Origin of the sequence: Fusobacterium sp., from assembly GCF_032477075.1 — a bacterium.
Classification (GTDB): domain Bacteria; phylum Fusobacteriota; class Fusobacteriia; order Fusobacteriales; family Fusobacteriaceae; genus Fusobacterium_A.
This window is the reverse complement of sequence record NZ_JAWDXO010000010.1, coordinates 1-16719: the sequence shown is the minus strand read 5'-3', so window position 1 is coordinate 16719 and position 16719 is coordinate 1. Positions and strand designations below refer to the sequence as shown.

Genomic DNA, 16719 nt, shown 5'->3' with positions numbered 1-16719 from the left:
GAGATGAATAGCAAACTAAATCTTAATTGGAATTTAGTAGATGAAGCTCGTAAGTCAGCTAAAAAAATTGCTGCTGACGCACAAATGTTTGTTGATGCCCACAGTACTGTTACTGTTGAAAGAACAATATGCAGATTATTAGGAATAGATGGTATTGATGAATTTGAAGTACCATTGCCAAATGTGGTGGTAGATTTTGTCAAAGAAAATGGGAACATTTCTTTAGGAGTTGCCAAATATTTAGGTAATGCAATACTTGAAACTGGATTAAAACCACAAGAAATAGCTGAAAGAGTAGCTAGAAAAGAATTAGATATAACAAAAATGAAATGGCATGATGACTTTGAAATTAAATTAGCTCTTAAAGAAATTGCAGAATCTAATGTAGAAAGAATAAGATCTAACAGAGCAAAAAGAGAAGAATACTTAAATGTATATGGAGATAAAAAAGGTCCTTACATTTATGTAATAGTTGCTACTGGAAATATCTATGAAGACGTTACACAAGCTGTAGCTGCTGCTAGACAAGGTGCAGATGTTATAGCAGTTATCAGAACTACTGGACAATCTCTATTAGATTATGTTCCATATGGAGCTACAACTGAAGGATTCGGAGGAACAATGGCTACTCAAGAAAACTTTAGAATCATGAGAAAAGCTCTTGATGAAGTTGGAGTAGAATTAAAAAGATACATAAGACTTTGTAACTATTGTTCAGGGCTTTGTATGCCTGAAATAGCTGCAATGGGAGCACTTGAAAGATTGGATATGATGCTGAATGATGCATTGTACGGAATTTTATTTAGAGACATCAATATGAAAAGAACTCTAGTAGACCAATTCTTCTCAAGAGTTATCAATGGATTTGCTGGAGTTATAATTAATACAGGAGAAGATAACTATTTAACTACAGCTGATGCTATTGAAGAAGCTCATACAGTTTTAGCTTCTCAATTTATTAATGAACAGTTTGCACTAGTTGCTGGATTGCCAGAAGAGCAAATGGGATTAGGACATGCATTTGAAATACATCCAGATACTAAAAATGGATTTTTACTTGAACTAGCTCAAGCTCAAATGGCTAGAGAAATATTCCCTAAAGCACCATTGAAATATATGCCACCTACAAAATTTATGACAGGAAATATTTTTAAAGGACACGTACAAGATGCTTTATTCAATATGGTAACTATCATGACTAATCAAAAAGTACATTTATTAGGAATGCTTACAGAAGCTATTCATACTCCATTTATGTCAGATAGGGCGCTTTCTATAGAAAATGCTAAGTATATATTTAATAACATGGAAGATTTTGGTAATGATATTGAATTCAAAAAAGATGGTATAATGGTAAATAGGGCTAAAGAGGTTCTTGAAAAAGCTGCTGAACTATTAAAAACTATAGAAGGAATTGGAATATTCAAGACTCTTGAAGGTGGAATTTTTGCTGGTATAAAAAGACCATTAGATGGAGGAAAGGGACTAGCTGGAGTATTTGAAAAAGATTCTAGTTACTTTAATCCATTTATAGAATTAATGCTTGGAGGTAATAGATAATGTCTGGAGGTTTATATTCTACTGATAAAAAAGAATTTGATAAAACACTTGATCTTACACAGTTAAGACCATATGGAGATACAATGAATGATGGTAAGGTTCAAATGAGCTTTACTCTTCCAGTACCTAATAATGAAAAAGGTGTGGAAGCTGCTATACAATTAGCTAAAAAAATGGGATTCATAGATCCAGCTGTTTCTTTTTCAGAAGCATTAGATAAAGAATTTTCATTTTATGTAGTATATGGAGCTACATCATATAATGTAGACTATACTAATATAAAAGTACAAGCTTTAGAAATAGATACAATGGATATGCATGAATGTGAGGAATATATTGTTGAGAATATTGGAAGAAATGTAGTGATGATAGGAGCAAGTACTGGAACAGATGCTCATACAGTAGGAATTGATGCTATCATGAATATGAAAGGATATGCAGGACATTATGGACTTGAAAGATATAAAGGAGTAGAAGCTTACAATCTTGGAAGTCAGGTTACAAATGAAGAATTTATACAAAAAGCTATTGAATTAAAAGCTGATGCTTTGATAGTATCACAAACTGTAACTCAAAAAGATGTTCATATTCATAACTTAACTAACTTGGTTGAACTGCTAGAAGCTGAAGGGCTAAGAGATAAAGTTATCTTAATAGCTGGAGGAGCTAGAATTACTAATGAATTAGCAAAAGAGTTAGGATATGATGCTGGATTTGGTCCAGGAAAATATGCTGATGATGTTGCAACTTATATAGTAAAAGAAATGGTTCAAAGAGGGATGGTTAAGAAATAAAATAAAACAGTTTTAAGATTTAAGAAGCTCTGAATGAAAATTTGCTTGAATCACTTGTGATTTAATGTTAAAATATCATTCAGGGCTCTCTTTAATTTACGAGAGAATAATGAAAAGAGTGAGGGAGAAAATGAGACTTTTAAAAACAGCGTTGATTTCATTATTTATGATTGGAACTGCAGCTTTTTCCTTTGAAGGAGATGCCAGTTGGACTACAGTTGCAATATATGACAATGAGATGCCAGAGAACATTATTTTAAATGAAAAATATAATGGAGGTCATCCAAAAGTTTTGGACTATGTTTTTGTAAGAACAAGAACAGCAAATTTAAGAGATCTGCCAAGTACAAAAGGTAAAATTATAAAAAAGTTTAATTATGATGCTAAATTGAAAGCTTTAGAAAAAATATATGATTATGGAAATTATTGGTATAAAGTAGAAACTAATAATGGAGAAACAGGATATATTTCTTCTATGGTTGTAAGAAAAAGAATGTTTAGATTTGAAAAAGCTTTAGATAAAATAAATGAGCTTGAGAATTTTATTACAAAAGAGATGGAAGAGGGAAGAGAAATAGTCAGCACAAATTCTTATGTACCTAATCCTAATAATGTAGACTTCAAAAGAGAAAAAGATAAATATGGAACTTCTCTTGACCAAAATATAGTTGGTTGGCATGGAAAAGAGAGAATATTTGTTCCAGATAGATCAATACTTTCCATTGTAGAACAGGGAGATAAAACTTCAAAAGTACATGTTGCTTCAATAAAGGAACCTTTAGTTGTTGAAAATAGAAGAATATCTAGAAATCCTAAAATAGACAAAGATTTTAGAAAGGTTATAGCTATAGATATAGAAAATCAAAATCTTATAATTTTTGAAAAAAATGAAGATGAAAAATGGGAAATAGTATCATATGTATATAGCAAAACAGGAATAGAAAGTGAATTAGGATTTGAAACTCCAAAAGGATTTTTTGTAGCTCCAATGGCAAAATATATAATGCCATATAATAGTGAAGTAGGAGAAAAACAAGGGTATGCAAGATATGCTATTAGATTTTCTGGTGGAGGATATCTTCATGGAACACCTATAAATTATGAGGAAGATGCTAATAGAGAATTTTTTATGAGGCAGAAAGAAAAAACTTTAGGAACATTTACAGGGACTAGAAAATGTGTAAGAACTACAGAACCTCATGCAAAATATCTTTTTGAATGGATGGTAAAAAGTCCAAATAAAAGCAGAAATGAACAGGTTCCTAGTGAAAATGTGATGTTTGTTATTTTCTAAAATAATTTTAAGGAGGAAAAATGAAAAAAGTATTATTTGTATTATCAATTTCATTTATTATTATTCTGACTGGATGTTCTTCTGTAGATAAACAACCTTTGAAAGAACTTGTTATTGAAGAAACTGAGAATGAATTTGTAATGGAAGATATAGATGTTTCTAAAAAAACTCTTGAAGAAATTATAGTATTTAACGAAAAAGGTGTTACAATCAGAAGAGAAGGAAACAACTTAGTTCTTTCTATGCCTGAACTTGTACTTTTTGATTTCAATAAATATGAAGTAAAAAATAAAGTTAAGGGAAGTCTAAACGCATTAGCAAAAGCATTAGAAGAGAATCCAGATATCAGAATTAAAATAGATGGATATACTGATTTTATAGGAAGTGAAGGATATAATCTTGAACTTTCTGTAAAGAGAGCAGATGCTATAAAAGATTATCTTGCTGATAGAGGAGTAAAACTCTCTAATATTTCTATTGAGGGATATGGAAAGCAAAATCCTATTGCTTCTAATCAAACTGAAACTGGGAGAGCAAAAAATAGAAGAGTTGAATTTATAATTTCAAGAGATAAATTTTAGTTAAAAAATAATTACAATGTCTTATAGTTCAGTTACAATGATTTTAGAAGAATATAAAACATTGAAAATTAATATATAAACAACATAAAAATCCATGAGAGAAAGATAATAAAAGTAAGGTTTTTAAGAAACTTTATTTTGTTGTCTTCTCTTTTTTTATTACTTGGAGAGATACTGTAATTATTTCAATATATTAAATATGTAATTTTAGATATATAAATCAGAGAAAAATTAAGGTATAATTATTATATACAATTATTACAAGAAGGGGAAAAATTATGAGAGTATTAATAACTGGTGCAACAGGAGGAATAGGAAAAGCCTTAATTGATATATTTTATATAAATGGGTGGGAAATACTAGCTGTAGGGAGAAACCAAGATATTCTTAGAGAATTAAAGAAAAAATATAAAGAAAAACTAAATATATATTCTGTGGATTTAGAAAATGAAAAAAATATAGATAAATTTTTTAAAGAAATAGAAGAACAAGGTATAAATCTTTTAATAAATGGAGCAGGTATTGGAGAAATAGGTTATTTTGAAGATATAACTTATGAAGATGAAAAAAAGATGGTAGATATAAATATTATTTCACTTATTAAATTTACAAAATATTTTTATAATAAAGCAGATGGCATAATAAATATATCTTCAACTGCTGGATTTCAATATGGTGGACCATTAATGACTGGATATTATGCTACAAAATCTTTTGTAAATAGTTTTACCTTTGGACTAATGGGAGAAGATGGCAAAACAAAGATGATGTTATTGTGTCCAGGTCCTACCCTTACAAATTTTAAAGGAGTAAATAAAGATCTTAAGGGAATGGCAAAATTTTATGTTACAACTCCAGAAGAGGTAGCAGAAAAGTGTTATTCTGATTATTTAAGGAAAAAAAGGGTTTCTATACCAGGAAAAATAAATAAAATATTATATTTTTTTAATAAAATAATGCCTACTATATGCCAATTAAAGATGATAAAAAAAATACAAGAGAAAAAAATAAAAAAATAGTTTTATTTTATGGGAAAAATGGTATAATAATTTCTAATGTGAGGGGGATACAAATGAAGAAAAAACTTATACATCTGGTTATAATCACAATTCTTTTTACAGGATGTACATATTTTAAAGTAAGAGAAGCATTTAAAGAAGCAGATAAAGGTGAATATACAAAATCCTTATATAATTTAGCAGATATATTAAAAACTAATACTGGAGATAGAAGAACTCTTGATGCTTTTGAGCTAATATATCCAATGGGAGAAAAAGAATATTATGATAAACTTGACATGACGAGAAACAGAGATCTTGTAGGATATACAAAAGCCCTTTTAAATCTTTTAAGAGTACAGGAAATATATTATTCTTTACCAGAAGAAAGTCGAAATTCAATAGCTGTTATAACTCCACCACCAGCAGAAAGGAATAAAGTAAAACAAGAAAGTGCAGAAAGTTTTTTTAAACTGGGAAATGAATTTAAAGCTGAAACTATAGAAGATAAACTTAGAAAATTTGGATTTTATTCAGAAGCCCAGAAATATGATATAGACAATAGAAAAGATATAGCTAAAAAGTATTCAGAAAGCATGGAAAATGCAAGAGTAAGATTTAATTTAACAGTAAATACATTAACTGGAAGAAAAAATTTTAGTGATGATTTTAAAAAGTATACAATCAGCAATATAGGAATTTACCCTCTTTTTACAGTAAATGATAAAAGTAAAGCCAATGTAGATTTAGATATATCATTAAATAATTTTTATTATTTGCCCCCTTCAGTAAATGTAATAAGTGGAATAGACAGTTATTTCGAAACTAGAATAAGAAGAGTAATGAAAAAAGTGGTTACTACTGAAATGGTAAATGAAAAAGCTGTGGAAAGAGTAAAATATGTGCCAGTAGATGAAGAATATGAAGTTGAAATATTCTATAAATATGAAAAATATATAAAAACGACATATGCAGAATATGATTTGTCATATGTTTTAAAAGATAAAAAAGATGGCAGAATAATGGCTAGAAATAGTGAAAGAATAAGGTATACTGATGAGGCAGTATGGATGAGATTCTATCCAATAACACATGTAAGAGGAGGATATCATAGATTCCCTATAAGTGAAAATGAAAAATATGTGTTAGATGAGGCAACTATTGTGAGAAGAGCAATGTTAAAAGGAACAGAAATGATAAACTTGGAATTAAAATCACTGGATTCTAATAGAATAATTGGGTGGTAATATTTTAAATAAGCAGTATAGGAGGAAAATTTATGTTAGCAAAAGGAATGGAGAAGAGAAACTTAGTAGATAAGGTATTTAGTGTAGCTAAAAAAGCTAAAGAAGCAGCTGAAAAGTATGGAGATGAAAAAGTAGTAAATGCAACAATAGGATCACTTTATGATGAAAATGGGAAATTAGTTGTATTAAAATCAGTGACAGAAACATATAAAGAGCTGCCACCTGAAGAAATAGCAGGTTATGCTTCAGCGTTTACAGGAAGCCCTGAGTATAAAGAAAGTGTGAAAAAAGCTATTCTTGGTGATAATTATGCTGAAGAGTTTAAAAATCATTATATGGAAGTAATAGGAACTCCTGGTGGAACTGGAGCAGTGAGTAATAGTGTAAAAAATTATCTTAATGAAGGAGATACACTTCTTATTCCAAAATGGTTATGGAGCCCATATATCCTTATGGCTTCTGAAAGAAAAGGAAATTGTGAATATTATACAATTTTTGACGAAAATGGTGAATTTGATCTCAATAATTTTTCTGAAAAAGTATTTCAGCTTGCAGAAAAGCAAGATAATGTAGTAGTTATCATAAATGATCCATGCCAAAATCCAACTGGATATAAACTAACTATTGATGAATGGAAAAAAGTTCTGGAGATATTTAAAAAAGCCACAGAAAAAGCCAATATAATTTTAATAAATGATATAGCATATATAGATTTTGATGATAGAAATGAAGAAGAAAAAAAAGAATATAGAGAACTTTTTAAAAATCTTCCATCAAAAATTCTTGTTATATTTGCTTTCAGTATTTCTAAATCATTAACTAGTTATGGATTAAGAGTAGGAGCTCAGTTAGCTCTTTCAGTGGATAAGAAGGTTATAGATGAATTTGAAAAAGCTAATTCATATTCTTGTCGTTCAACATGGTCAAATATCTCTAGAGGAGGTATGAAAATGTTTAGTGACATTATACTCAATAAAGAAAAATATAAGCTTCTAAAAAAAGAAAGAGAAACATATAGATTACTTATAAAGGAAAGAGCAGATATTTTTTTAAAAGAAGCAGAAGAGTGTAATTTAAAACTTTTGCCTTATAAAACTGGATTTTTTCTGACAATACCTACAGGAAATTTGACAGATAAAGTTGCTGAGATACTAGAGAGAGAGAATATATATACAGTTGTACTAGATGAAGGGATAAGGATTGCAGTATGCAGTGTACCAAAGAAAAAAATAACAGGATTGGCTGAAAGAATAAAAAAAGCTGTAGGAGAAGCTTCTAAATAAACTTAAATAAAAGTTATATTTAATATTTATAAAATATATTTAAAGAGAAGTTAACATTTTAAATTTCTATCACAAAGACTATTCAATAATTGGATAATATGTGGTATTATCTTATTATAGAAACATAAAGTTGTACCTTTTAAAATACTCAAGGAAGGGTGATAGATGATGAAAGAACTAGATTTAAGAAAAGTAACTGATGAAGTAGAAAGAATGTGTATAGAAGGAAACTACTTTATTGGGAAAGAAGTTTTAGACAAAATTAAAGAAGCTTATGCTAAAGAAGAATCAGAGGTTGGAAAAAATATTCTTGGTCAAATTATTGAAAATGATGAAATAGCAGCAAATGAACAAGTTCCTATGTGTCAAGATACAGGAATTGTAGTAGTATTCTTAGAAATAGGAACTGAAGTAAAGATTTCTGGAGACATCTATGAAGCTATTAATGAGGGAATAAGAAGAGGATATGAAAAAGGATATTTAAGAAAATCAGTTGTAAAAGATCCTTTAGACAGAGTAAATACTAAAGATAATACACCTGCTATTATTCATACTACTCTTATCCCTGGATCTGATAAAGTTAAAATAATTGTAGCTCCTAAAGGTGGAGGCTCTGAAAATATGAGTGTTTTAAAAATGCTTAAACCATCTGATGGAATAGAAGGAATCAAAAAATTAGTTATTGAAACTATTAAAAATGCTGGTGGAAATCCATGTCCACCTATAATAGTGGGAGTAGGAATAGGAGGAAATTTCGAAAAATCAGCAATTCTTGCTAAAAAAGCTGTATTGAGAGATATTAATGATAAGAGCAGCAGTCCTATCAATGCTAAATTAGAAGAAGAATTACTAGAACTTATAAATAAAACTGGAGTTGGACCACTAGGATTAGGAGGAAGAACTACAGCTTTAGCAGTTAAAGTTGAAACTTATCCATGTCATATAGCAGCTCTTCCAGTTGCTATTAATCTTAACTGCCACGCAGCTAGACATAAGGAAGTAGAGCTATAATTTTAAGTTTAAGCTGAATAACAATAAATATAAGTTTTAGGAGGGATTGATAATGGAATATAAAATCACTACACCATTAAAAGAAGAGGATATAGTAAAATTAAATGCTGGAGATACAGTAAAAATTACTGGAGTTATATATACAGCAAGAGATGCAGCTCATGCTAGACTTGTAAAATTACTTGAAGAAGGAAAAGAACTTCCAATAGATGTAAAGGGACAAATAATATATTATGTAGGACCTACACCTGCCAAACCAGGAAAACCAATTGGGAGTGCAGGACCAACTACAAGTTACAGAATGGATGCTTATGCACCTAGACTTATAAAAGAAGGATTAAAAGGAATGATAGGAAAAGGAGCTAGATCTGAAGAAGTTAAAAAAGCTATTGTTTCTGAAAAAGCTGTATATTTTGCAGCAGTGGGAGGAGCAGCAGCTCTCATAGCAAAATCTATTAAAAAAGCTGAAATTGTTACTTATGAAGACTTAGGAGCAGAAGCATTAAGAAGATTAGAAGTTGTGGATTTTCCAGCTATAGTTATTAACGATATCTATGGAGGAGATTTATATAAAGAAGGACAAGAACAATGGAATGAATTAGACAAATAATTCTGATTGAAAAATTTAAGACTCTCTGACTATGGAGAGTCTTTTTTTAATTCTTTATATATTTATAAATTTTTTTTATAAAATTTTCTTTTTTCTCAGTTCCAGTTATTTTTTCTATTTCTTTTTTAAAATATTTTTTATTTTTATTATTAGGGCAGACACCACATATTTTACTTCTGCATAAGTAGCAATTTTTTTCTATTTTTTCAAGCTTTTTTATATAGAGTTCTAATTTTTCCATTTTCTACTCCTTTAAATATCATTATTTATTATACCATAGGTATTACATTATGTTTGAATAAATAATATTTTATAAGTTCAGAAAAGAAAAAAAATTTTTTACTTGTATGTGAATATAATAATTTCTAGTAAAAATATGTATTAAAATAATATTTTTTATTTTAAATATTAAAATATAATATTTTTTATTGTCAAATTCTTATTAATATAGTATTATTTTAAATAAAAGAGAAATTAGGTGATTGAGATGAAAATCAGAGAAGTTTTAGAGAGGAATCCTGTTATTCCAGCAGTTAAAAATGATATATATTTAGAAGAAGCTAAAAATAGCAGTAGTGAAATAGTTTTTGTTATAATATCAAACCTTCTTAATGTAGCAGATATAGTTGCAGAATTAAAAAAAGTAGGCAAAATAGTTTTTGTTCATGTAGATATGATTGAAGGTCTGTCAAGTTCAGCATATGGAGTGGAATATATAATAAAGAATACAGGGTTGGATGGGATAATAACTACTAAACATAATGTTGTGAGTCTTGCAAATAAAAATGAAATTCCTGTTATACAGAGATTTTTTGTACTTGATTCTTTTTCTTTTAAAAATACAATAGCCCATATTCGTGAAAATAAACCTAGTGCTGTAGAAATTTTACCTGGGATAATGCCTAAAATAATAAAAAAAATAAAAAATATTTTGAATGTTCCAATAATAGCAGGAGGGCTTATAGATGAAAAGGAAGATGTAATTAATGCCTTAAAAGCAGGAGCAGAAGGAATATCTACTACAGACAAGAATTTATGGGAAAGTTAGTACTGAAATAGCACTTAATGAAAAAAAGTAGTTGACAAAGTATTAAAAGTGAAGTAACATTATATTAAGTTAATAAAGCTTGGAGAAATGAGAAGCTTAAAATAATTATCTTTCTAAAAAAGAAGGGTAAGTATTTTAAGCTTTTTTTATTACAAGTTCTATTTAAAAATAAAGTTAACAACAAGGAGGATTTTATGACACCAAGTTCAATGTATCTAGCAGAATTTATTGGAACAGCTTCGTTACTGCTTTTAGGGAATGGAATCAATATGACTCTTAGTTTAAGAAAAAGTTTTGGAAAAGGTGGCGGATGGATGGTAACTTGTTTTGGATGGGGACTTGCTGTAACTATGTCAGCATATCTTACAGGTTGGGTAAGTGGAGCCCATCTTAATCCAGCATTATCTATATCTCTTGCACTTAGTGGAAGATTACCTTTTAATCTTTTACCAGGATATATAATTGCTCAATTATTAGGAGCAATGGCAGGAGCTACTCTGGCATATCTTACTAATAAAGATCTTATGGATGATGAACCAGATGCTGGAACTAAATTAGGAGTATTTGCAACTGGACCAGCCATTGAGAATAAACCTTGGAATTTAGTAACAGAAATAGTTGGAACAACTATTTTGGTAGTGGGAATTCTTGCAATAGGATATGGAAGCAATGAAGTTGGGTCAGGAATGGGACCTTTTTTAGTAGGAATGCTAATTTGTGTAATTGGTATGGCAACTGGTGGAGCAACAGGATTTGCTATTAATCCAGCAAGAGATTTTGGACCTAGAGTAGCTCATGCGTTTCTACCTATTAAAGGTAAAGGTGGTTCAAATTGGCAATATGCTTGGGTTCCAATTGTAGGGCCAATAATTGGTGCAGTTATAGGAGTATTATTTTTTGATGCTTTTGTTGGTAAATGCATAGCTTGTATAATATAATTGAGATGTAAGTAATTTGGTTTAGGTATATAGTTTATAGGAGGTTATTTCATGGGAAAAAAATATATTGTAGCTTTAGATCAAGGAACAACAAGTTCAAGAGCAGTTGTATTTGACAGTGATCAAAAAATAGTAGGTGTAGCACAAAAAGAATTTACTCAGATATATCCAAAAGAAGGATGGGTAGAACATGATCCAATGGAGATATGGTCAAGCCAAAGTGGAACTCTTGCAGAAGTAATAGCTAAAGAAGGAATATCACAGCATGACATAATTGGTATTGGAATAACGAATCAAAGAGAAACTACAATAGTTTGGGATAAAAATACTGGAAAACCTGTATATAATGCAATAGTGTGGCAATGCAGAAGAACAGCTAAAATATGTGATGATCTTAGAAAAATTGAAGGACTGGAAGAGTATATTAAGGAAAATACTGGACTTGTACTTGATGCTTATTTTTCTGGTACTAAAATTAAATGGATTCTTGACAATGTAGAGGGTACGAGAGAAAAGGCTGAAAAAGGAGATCTTTTATTCGGAACAGTAGATACATGGCTTATATGGAAACTTACTAATGGAAAAGTACATGCTACTGATTATACAAATGCATCTAGAACTATGATATACAATATAAAAGAATTGAAATGGGATAAAAAACTTCTTGATATTTTAGGAATTCCTGAATCAATGCTGCCAATAGTAAAAGATAGCAGTGGAACATTTGGATATGCAAATCTTGGAGGAGCAGGAGGACACAGAATACCAATTGCAGGGGTAGCAGGAGATCAGCAGTCAGCTCTGTTTGGACAAGCTTGTTTTGAAAAGGGAGATTCAAAAAATACATACGGAACAGGATGTTTTCTTCTTATGAATACAGGAGAAGAAATGGTAAAAAGTCATAATGGACTTATAACTACTATTGCTATCGGATTTGGAGGAAAAGTTGAATATGCTCTTGAAGGAAGTATATTTATGGGTGGAGCAAGTGTTCAATGGTTAAGAGATGAATTGAAACTTGTAGGAGAGTCAAAGGATACAGAATACTTTGCAAGAAAAGTAAAAGATAATGGTGGAGTATATGTAGTTCCAGCATTCGTTGGATTAGGAGCACCATATTGGGATATGTATGCAAGGGGAGCTATATTAGGCCTTACTCGTGGAGCAAATAAAAATCATATAATCAGAGCAACACTTGAATCAATAGCATATCAAACAAGAGATGTAATAGAAGCTATGCAGGAAGATTCAGGAATCAAATTGAATCATTTGAAAGTAGATGGAGGTGCTGCAGCTAATAATTTCTTGATGGAATTCCAAGCTGAAATATTAGGAACATCTGTGAGAAGGCCAGTAATACTTGAAACAACAGCATTAGGAGCTGCTTATCTTGCAGGGCTTGCAGTAGGTATATGGGAATCTAAAGAAGAAATTAAAAAACAATGGATATTAGATGAGGAATTTACTTGTAAAATGCCAGATGATGAGAGAGAAAATAAATATAAGGGATGGAAGAAAGCTGTAGGCAGAGCTATGAAATGGGAAGAAGAAGAACAGTAAAAAGCTTGACAAAATTCTAAAAATGAGAGATAATTAAGAAAAAAGAAAATATTGACTAGAGATGATAGTGGGTCAAGCATATAGTGGGAAATAATCCTACTTATTTGCTTGACCCCTTTTTTCTTAAAAAATGGGAGGGTACAATGGTAGATGTTGTTGTAATAGGAAGTGGAATAATGGGAGCAGCAGTGGCTCGTGAATTATCTAAATATAACTTAGATGTAATAGTTTTAGAAAAAGAGCATGATGTATCTAATGGAACAACTAAAGCGAATTCAGCTATCATTCATGCTGGATATGATGCACAAAATGGCACACTTATGGCAAAGTATAATGCATTAGGGAATGCTATGTTTGATGACCTTTGTAAAGAAATCGATGCACCTTTTAAAAGATGTGGATCTTTTGTTCTTGCTTTTTCAGAAGAACAAAGAGAGCATTTAAAAGTTTTATATGATAGAGGGAGCAAAAATGGGATTCCAGGAATCGAAATATTGGAGAAAGAAGAGATATTAAAAAGAGAACCTAATATAAATAGAGAAGTAGTTGCAGCTCTTTATGCTCCAACAGCAGGTGTAATAGGACCTTGGGAATTTACTATAAAACTGCTGGAAAATGCTGCTGAAAATGGTGTTGACATACAGACAGACAGTAAAGTTTTGGATATCAAAAAACTAAAAAATGGTTATCTTGTAAAACTTGAGGATAGAGAAATACTTACAAGAACTGTTATTAATGCTTCAGGGGTATTTGCTGATGAATTAAATGCAATGGTAAGCAATGATAAATTTAAAATAATACCAAGAAAAGGAGAATATTTTCTTTTAGATAAAGTTCAAGGAACTCTAATAAATAGTGTAATATTTCAATGCCCTACAGCTTTAGGAAAAGGAGTGCTGGTAGCTCAAACTATTCATGGAAATCTTATAACTGGACCTACAGCTTTAGATATAGATGATAAGGAAGATGTATCAAACACTATAGTAGAAATGGATAACATAAAAAAGCAATCTATAAAAAGTATACCTGAAATAAATTTTAGAGATAATATAAGAAATTTTGCAGGACTTAGAGCAGAAAGTGATAGAGGGGATTTCATAATCGGAGAGGCCTCAGATTCAGAAGGATTTTTCAATATAGCAGGAACAAAATCTCCAGGATTGTCATCAGCACCAGCGATAGCATTGGATATAGCCTCACAGGTATTAAATAGATTAGAAAATGTAACAAAAAAAGAAGTGTTTAAGCAAAATAGACCTCAAATACATTTTATGGAATTGTCTCCAGAAGAAAAAGCTATAGTTATTGCTAAAGACCCTAGATATGGAAGAATAATATGTAGATGTGAAAACATTACTGAAGGAGAAATAGTAGATGTAATTCATAGAATGGTAGGAGCCAAAACTGTAGATGGTATTAAAAAAAGATGCAGACCTGGTTCAGGAAGATGTCAAGGAGGATTCTGTGGTCCAAGGGTACAGGAAATACTAGCTAGAGAACTTAAAACAGAGCTTGATAAAATAGTATTAGATAAAAAAGGTGCATATATTCTGACAGGAAAGACAAAATAGGGAGGAAATGCAGATATGAAATATGATTTGGTTATTATAGGTGGAGGTCCAGGAGGACTTGCAGCGGCAGTAGAAGCTAGAAAAAGTGGAATAGAAAGCATATTAGTTATAGAAAGAGACAAAGAGCTTGGGGGAATACTTCAGCAATGTATTCATAATGGATTTGGATTGCATGAATTTAAAGAAGAGCTTACAGGTCCTGAATATGCCCAAAGATTTATAGAAAAACTTTATGAAATGAATGTTGAATATAAATTAGATACAATGGTATTAGATCTTACAAAAGATAAAAAAATTCATGCAGTTAATACTAAAGATGGTTATATGATAATAGAAGCTAAAGCTGTTATTTTGGCAATGGGGTGCAGAGAAAGAACAAGAGGAGCTATTTCTATACCAGGGGATAGACCATCAGGAATATTTACAGCAGGAGCAGCTCAAAGATTTATTAATATGGAAGGATATATGGTAGGAAAGAAAGTGCTTATTTTAGGTTCTGGAGATATTGGGCTCATTATGGCTAGAAGGCTTACATTAGAAGGAGCAGAAGTTAAGGCAGTAGTTGAACTTATGCCCTTTTCTGGAGGATTAACTAGAAATATAGTTCAATGTTTAGATGATTATAATATTCCATTATATCTAAGCCATACAGTTGTAGATATTATAGGAAAGAAAAGATTAGAAAAAGTAATAATAGCAAAAGTTGATGAGAATAGAAGACCAATACCTGGAACTGAAATGACATATGAATGTGATACACTTCTTCTTTCAGTAGGGCTTATTCCAGAAAATGATATTTCAAGAAAAACTGGACTAGAAATAGATAGAAGAACAAATGGGCTTATAGTAAATGAAATGATGGAAACTAGTGCAGAAGGAATATTTGCTTGTGGAAATGTTGTTCATGTACATGACTTAGTAGATTTTGTAAGTGCAGAAGCCAGAAGAGCTGGAAAAGCGGCAGCAAAATATATAAAAAATGAAACAAAAAATGGAGACTACAGAGAAATAAAAAATGGAAAGGGAATAGTATACACTGTTCCGCAAAAATTTAGAGCTGAAAATATTGATAAAGCTCTTGAATTATTTATGAGAGTAAATAACATATATAAAAATGTAAAACTTGAAATAAAAGATGAAAATAAAGTCCTTGTTAGTCTAAAGAAGCAACATATGGCTCCAGGAGAAATGGAAAAAATAATGATACCTAAAAAAATACTTGATAATACAGAAGGGAAGACATTGACTGTGGAAATAACAGGTGGTGAGCAATAATGGAAAAAAATATGATATGTATAGTTTGTCCTTTGGGATGTCATCTTACAGTGGATACAGAAACTCTAGAAGTGTCTGGAAATAGTTGTCCAAGGGGAGAAAAGTATGGAAAAGAAGAACTTACAGCTCCTAAAAGAGTAATAACTTCTACAGTAAAAATAACTGGAGGAATACACAATAGAGTTCCTGTAAAAACAAATGATTCTATTCCAAAAGGATTAAATTTTAAATGTATGGAACTCTTGAAAGATATTGAATTAAAATCGCCAGTAAAAAAAGGAGATATAGTTATAAAAAATATATTTAATACAGGTGTAGATGTAGTTGTAACAAGAGATATGTAAAAATAATAAGATTGAATAGTTAAAGATCAGTTTATGAAATAATAAACTGGTCTTTTTAAATTTATAAAAAATTAATATCACTTTAATATCTTCAAATGTATTAAATTAATACTGGATTTAAATTATATATTTATTATAAAACAAATTTATGGTATAATTTCCTCGAAATGGTCTTTTTTGTTCTTTTATAAAACGAATTTTATTGTACGTTAAAGCTGTTATAATTTTGAAATATAGAATAAAAACGATTTTTTTGTATGCTAAAAAAAGGAGGAAAATTGCCAAAAATAGATTTTCTAATCAACAAAAGAGTGGATTAAAATAAAAATATTTATAAAAATAGTATCTAGGGACCAAAGTATAAATATATACTTAATAATACTAGAAAAAATTACTAACATTTAAATTTTGGGGGGATACCTATGAGAAAAGAAAAAATTGAAAAATCTTTGAAAAAATTTTTAAAAAGAAAAGTCAGTTATTCATTTTCGTTATTAATAACTTTTATGATAACTGGAGGAATATCTTTAAGTGCAGGAATAACAGCAGAAGATATTCAGGAAACAAAAAGTGATCTTTTAACTAGAATACAGCTGGAAAGAGAA

Annotated in this window: 17 protein-coding genes; 16 read left to right on the top strand and 1 reads right to left on the bottom strand. The window is 30.1% G+C overall.

What is annotated here, in order from left to right:
* Positions 1 to 3: 3 nt before the first annotated feature.
* The 9 genes from kamD to E6771_RS05820 all read left to right on the top strand — a co-directional run bounded on the left by kamD (position 4) and on the right by E6771_RS05820 (position 9378).
* A complete protein-coding gene (kamD, locus tag E6771_RS05860; RefSeq protein WP_316090253.1) occupies positions 4 to 1560 on the top strand; it encodes a lysine 5,6-aminomutase subunit alpha in 1557 nt (518 codons plus the stop codon).
* Positions 1560 to 2354 carry a lysine 5,6-aminomutase subunit beta gene (kamE, locus tag E6771_RS05855; protein WP_316090252.1) on the top strand — a complete coding sequence of 265 codons (795 nt, stop codon included), beginning with the start codon at positions 1560 to 1562 and terminating at the stop codon, positions 2352 to 2354. Before kamD ends, kamE begins: the two co-directional genes overlap by 1 nt.
* A gap of 130 nt (positions 2355 to 2484) precedes the next feature.
* Entirely contained in the window at positions 2485 to 3648 is a 1164-nt protein-coding gene (locus tag E6771_RS05850) for an SH3 domain-containing protein (protein ID WP_316090251.1), read from the top strand.
* A 20-nt stretch (positions 3649 to 3668) separates the two neighbouring features.
* Positions 3669 to 4229: an OmpA family protein gene (locus E6771_RS05845; protein ID WP_316090249.1), complete on the top strand. Its 561-nt coding sequence runs from the start codon at positions 3669 to 3671 to the stop codon at positions 4227 to 4229.
* 278 nt (positions 4230 to 4507) lie between these two features.
* Positions 4508 to 5248, top strand: a complete 741-nt coding sequence (locus tag E6771_RS05840) for an SDR family NAD(P)-dependent oxidoreductase (protein ID WP_316090248.1) — start codon at positions 4508 to 4510, stop codon at positions 5246 to 5248.
* A 53-nt stretch (positions 5249 to 5301) separates the two neighbouring features.
* The gene (locus E6771_RS05835; RefSeq protein WP_316090246.1) at positions 5302 to 6474 is read left to right on the top strand and encodes a hypothetical protein; all 1173 of its coding nucleotides are present in this window, start codon (positions 5302 to 5304) and stop codon (positions 6472 to 6474) included.
* Between the two features lie 32 nt (positions 6475 to 6506).
* A complete protein-coding gene (locus E6771_RS05830; RefSeq protein WP_316090245.1) occupies positions 6507 to 7757 on the top strand; it encodes an aminotransferase class I/II-fold pyridoxal phosphate-dependent enzyme in 1251 nt (416 codons plus the stop codon).
* 168 nt (positions 7758 to 7925) lie between these two features.
* The gene (locus tag E6771_RS05825; RefSeq protein WP_316090336.1) at positions 7926 to 8768 is read left to right on the top strand and encodes a fumarate hydratase; all 843 of its coding nucleotides are present in this window, start codon (positions 7926 to 7928) and stop codon (positions 8766 to 8768) included.
* Between the two features lie 52 nt (positions 8769 to 8820).
* Positions 8821 to 9378 carry a Fe-S-containing hydro-lyase gene (locus E6771_RS05820; RefSeq protein ID WP_316090244.1) on the top strand — a complete coding sequence of 186 codons (558 nt, stop codon included), beginning with the start codon at positions 8821 to 8823 and terminating at the stop codon, positions 9376 to 9378.
* A gap of 46 nt (positions 9379 to 9424) precedes the next feature.
* Here E6771_RS05820 and E6771_RS05815 read toward each other — a convergent pair whose 3' ends face one another.
* Positions 9425 to 9619, bottom strand: coding sequence for a hypothetical protein (locus E6771_RS05815; RefSeq protein ID WP_316090243.1), 195 nt, complete (start codon positions 9617 to 9619; stop codon positions 9425 to 9427).
* Positions 9620 to 9865: 246 nt separating this feature from the next.
* Here E6771_RS05815 and E6771_RS05810 point away from each other — a divergent pair, with 246 nt between their 5' ends.
* The 7 genes from E6771_RS05810 to E6771_RS05780 all read left to right on the top strand — a co-directional run.
* Positions 9866 to 10426 (top strand): glycerol-3-phosphate responsive antiterminator, encoded by a 561-nt coding sequence (locus E6771_RS05810; protein ID WP_316090240.1) that lies wholly within the window; start codon positions 9866 to 9868, stop codon positions 10424 to 10426.
* Between the two features lie 194 nt (positions 10427 to 10620).
* Entirely contained in the window at positions 10621 to 11364 is a 744-nt protein-coding gene (locus E6771_RS05805; RefSeq protein ID WP_316090239.1) for an MIP/aquaporin family protein, read from the top strand.
* Between the two features lie 51 nt (positions 11365 to 11415).
* Positions 11416 to 12924 carry a glycerol kinase GlpK gene (gene glpK / locus E6771_RS05800; protein ID WP_316090237.1) on the top strand — a complete coding sequence of 503 codons (1509 nt, stop codon included), beginning with the start codon at positions 11416 to 11418 and terminating at the stop codon, positions 12922 to 12924.
* 143 nt (positions 12925 to 13067) lie between these two features.
* A complete protein-coding gene (locus E6771_RS05795; RefSeq protein WP_316090236.1) occupies positions 13068 to 14495 on the top strand; it encodes an NAD(P)/FAD-dependent oxidoreductase in 1428 nt (475 codons plus the stop codon).
* A 15-nt stretch (positions 14496 to 14510) separates the two neighbouring features.
* Positions 14511 to 15770, top strand: coding sequence for an NAD(P)/FAD-dependent oxidoreductase (locus tag E6771_RS05790; RefSeq protein WP_316090235.1), 1260 nt, complete (start codon positions 14511 to 14513; stop codon positions 15768 to 15770).
* A complete protein-coding gene (locus E6771_RS05785; protein WP_316090233.1) occupies positions 15770 to 16114 on the top strand; it encodes a DUF1667 domain-containing protein in 345 nt (114 codons plus the stop codon). Before E6771_RS05790 ends, E6771_RS05785 begins: the two co-directional genes overlap by 1 nt.
* Positions 16115 to 16536: 422 nt before the next feature.
* On the top strand, positions 16537 to 16719 hold a 183-nt coding region (locus E6771_RS05780; protein ID WP_316090231.1), incomplete at its 3' end, for a hypothetical protein.